Source organism: Methylobacterium sp. WL116 (genome assembly GCF_008039455.1).
Taxonomy (GTDB): domain Bacteria; phylum Pseudomonadota; class Alphaproteobacteria; order Rhizobiales; family Beijerinckiaceae; genus Methylobacterium.
Genome location: NZ_VRUV01000485.1, coordinates 1 through 3,450 on the forward strand (window position 1 = coordinate 1; position 3,450 = coordinate 3,450).

General features: G+C 72.8%; 4 protein-coding genes. All 4 read right to left on the reverse strand.

Annotated features, from left to right (window positions below):
- Positions 1-796 (reverse strand): ABC transporter ATP-binding protein (locus FV223_RS23185; protein WP_147729198.1); only part of this gene is annotated, 796 nt, incomplete at its 3' end.
- An 8-nt stretch (positions 797-804) separates the two neighbouring features.
- Positions 805-1,200: a DUF2141 domain-containing protein gene (locus tag FV223_RS23190; protein ID WP_243949250.1), complete on the reverse strand. Its 396-nt coding sequence runs from the start codon at positions 1,198-1,200 to the stop codon at positions 805-807.
- An 83-nt stretch (positions 1,201-1,283) separates the two neighbouring features.
- Complete coding sequence (crtI, locus tag FV223_RS23195; protein ID WP_147729199.1) at positions 1,284-2,861, reverse strand: phytoene desaturase family protein; 1,578 nt, start codon at positions 2,859-2,861, stop codon at positions 1,284-1,286.
- Between the two features lie 85 nt (positions 2,862-2,946).
- On the reverse strand, positions 2,947-3,450 hold a 504-nt coding region (locus tag FV223_RS23200), incomplete at its 5' end, for an RNA methyltransferase (protein ID WP_147729200.1).

Consider the following 3,450-nt stretch of genomic DNA (forward strand, 5'->3'; position numbering starts at 1 on the left):
CCTGATGCAGATGCTGTACTTCCGCCCGCACAACCGCTTCGGGCCGGGGCTCTACCTCGTCGGCGGCGGGGCCGGCCGGCAGGCTGAGGGCGACCTCGCGCTCGGGAATGCCGGCACGAAGCTCGGCCAGCATGTCCGCGAGCGTACCTTCGCGGACGATGCGGCCACCGGCCATGAAGGCGGCACGGTCGGCGAGGCGCTCGGCTTCGGCGAAGTCGTGGGTGGCGATCAGGATGGCGGTGCCCTCTTCGCGCAGGCGCCCGAGCACGGCGTGGATCGCGGCGCGGGCGACGAGATCCACCCCTTGCGTCGGCTCGTCGAGCAGCACCAGGGCCGGCCGGCACATCAGGCTCGCCGCGATGTTGACCCGCCGCTGGTAGCCGCCCGAGAGCAGCCCGACCGGGCGCCCGGCCGCCTCGGCGATGTCGGTGAGCGCCATGGCCTCCGCCACGGCCATGGCGCGCTCACGCCGCCCGATGCCGGCGAGCTGCGCGAACACGCCGAGATTCTCGGCGACGGTGAGGCGCGGGTAGAGCGCGATCTCCTGCGGCACCCAGCCGATCGCCCGCCGCGCTGCGCGCACCCGGAACGGATCCTGGCCGCCGACCCGCACCGTTCCGGCCTGCGGCGCGAGGCGCCCCGCGATCAGGCGCATCAGCGAGGTCTTGCCGGCGCCGTTCGGCCCGAGCAGCGCCAGGATCTCGCCCGCGCCGAGGACGAGATCGACCGCGTCTAGCACGCGTCGATCGCGATAGGCGAGGGCGGCGCCCGCGACGCGGACGAGAGGCTCCGTCACGCGGCGCCTCAGCGTCGGGGCAGGGCGCGGGCGAGGCCGACCCGCAGCGCGGTCCCGGGTTCGCGCAGGTCGAAGGCGGCCTGCGCGAAGGTCGGGCGGGCCTTGAGACCGACGCCCCCGGAGAAGCCGTAGGGCTCGATCGGCAGGCCGAGGCCGGTCCGGTCGAGCTTGCGGTTGCCGTTGACGTCCTCGAACGCCGCGACGGCGTAGCGGCCGGCCGGAACGTCGCGGAACACGACGTTCACCGTCCCGCCGCGCGCGGTCAGCTCCTGCCCGAGGCTGCAGGCCTCCTCGGACAGGCCGCCCTGGCACAGGGCGACGGACACGGAGGTGCCGGGGTCGGCCCCATCCACCACCACCTCGACGGTGGCCGCCGCCGCCGGCAGGGCGACGACGACGGCCACCGCGGCGAGCGCGAGGCGCCTCGGGGCGCGGCCGGAATGCGGAATGGGAGTCGGCGTACGGAGCGTGCGGGGCCCAGCGACGCTCACGAGGTCTCGCCGCCGGTGGCGAGCGCCGCGGTCTCGGGCACGCCGGAGGTCTCGGCGACGCGGGCGCCGGCCAGCTCCTCGATGAGCAGGCGGGCGGAGATGCGCGCGCCCTCGTAGATCACCGGCAGGCCCGAACCCGGATGCGTGCCGCCGCCGACGAGGTAGAGCCCCGGCCCGAAGCGGTTGTGCGGGCGGAAGTACAGCATCTGCATCAGGTCGTGGGCGAGGTTGAAGGTGGCGCCCTCGTAGACCGCGAACTCGTCCCGCCACTCGACCGGGTCGACGATCCGCTCGAAGCGGATGCGGCTCTCGATGTCGTCGAGACCGAGGAGCTTCAGGCGTTCCAGCACCAGGGCCCGATAGGTCGCACGGGTGGCGGGCCAGTCGATCCCCGCCTTCAGGTTCGGCACCGGCACGAGGACGTAGAGGGCGGTATGGCCGGGGGGCGCCATGCCGCCGTCGGTGTAGCCGGCATGCTGCACGTAGACCGAGGGCTGCATCGGCAGGATGCCGTCGGTGATCTCGCGGATGTTGCGCGCGTAGTCCTCGGCCAGGAGGATGGTGTGGTGCCCAAGGGTCTCGGGCATCTTACCCTCGATGCCGAGGTACATCATGAAGGTCGAGCACGAGAGGCGCGCCTTCTCGATCTTCCGGTCGCGCCAGCGCGGGCGGTGCACTTCGGGGACGAGATCCTGGATCACCTGCGCGAAGTCGCCGTTGATCACCACCGCGTCCGCGGCGATCCGCTCTCCGTCCACGATCACGCCGTCGGCGCGCTTGCCGTCGAAGGTGACGCGCTCGACCGAGGTCCCGAGCCGGATGTCGACGCCCATGCGTCGGCAGAGGCCGGCCATCGCCTCCGAGATCGCGCCGCACCCGCCGACCGGGTGGTAGACCCCGTGCTCGTATTCGAGGAACGACAGGATCGTGAACAGGCTCGGGCAGCGGAACGGCGACATGCCGAGGTACTTGGTCTGGAACGCGAAGGCGAGGCGGACCCGCGGATCCTTGAAGTAGCGCTGCAGGTCGCGGTCGACGCTGCGGCCGGGATGCAGGTGGGGCAGCGCCCGCAGCATCCCCGGGCTCGCCATGCTGCGGAGGGTGTGGAACGCCTGCTCCAGCACCGGCTTGAAGAACTTCAGCTTGACCCGGTTGTCGGCGAAGAACTGCTTGACGTTCTTGGCGTCGTCGGGCGCGATGCGGGCGATCTCGGCTTCGAGGCGGTCCATGTCGCCGGTGGCGCGGATCTCGCCGCCGGCCTCGAACACGAGGTGGTACTGCGGATCGAGCCGCTCGAGCTTGACGTGATCCTCCAGCCGCTCGCCGCAACTGTCGAAGATGTCGGCCAGGATCTGTGGATAGAGGAAGAAGGTCGGGCCGATGTCGAACTTGTAGCCGCCGGGGGCCTCGACCGTCTTGGTGCGGCCGCCGACCTGCTGGTCCTTCTCGATCAGCGTGACCTGAAGGCCGGCGCGCGCCAGCAGCAGGGCCGTGGCGAGGCCGCCCGGCCCGGCACCGACGACGACGACCCGGCGCCCGGACAATGTCCGCAGGCCCTCCCGTGACTGAAGCAACGCGCCCGACTCCCAGACCAGAACCACCCGGCGGACGACCGGCTCCCGCCCGGTCCACCTGCTGTCAAGCTAGCTCGCCGCGGGGTCAAGGCAATGGGTGCGCATTGTCGCGCGCATCGCGCCCCCCGCCGGAGAGGCGATGCAGGGCGATCGCGCCGGCGGTGGCGACGTTGAGCGAGTCGAAGCCCGCCGCCATCGCGATGCGCAGGCCGCGCATCCGCGCCAGCACGTCGGCCGGCAACCCGGGGCCTTCCGTGCCGAGCAGCAGCAGCGTGCGGGCCGGCGCCGTCAGGTCGGCGACGTCCTCTCGCCCGGACGGGCTGAGCGCCAGCGGCTCGAGGGCGAGGGCGCGGGCGGTCGCGAGCCAGTCGGCGCCGGGATCCAAGCGCGCGAAGGGCACGGTCAGGGCGGCGCCGGCCGAGACGCGGATCGCCTTGCGGTAGAGCGGATCGCAGGTGCCGGCGTCGAGCAGCACCGCATCGGCACCGAAGGCCGCGGCGTTGCGGAACAGGCCGCCGACGTTGTCGTGGTTGGTCAAGCCGGCCAGGCCGACGACCAGCGCCGGGGCGGGCGCCGGCGGGACGACCGC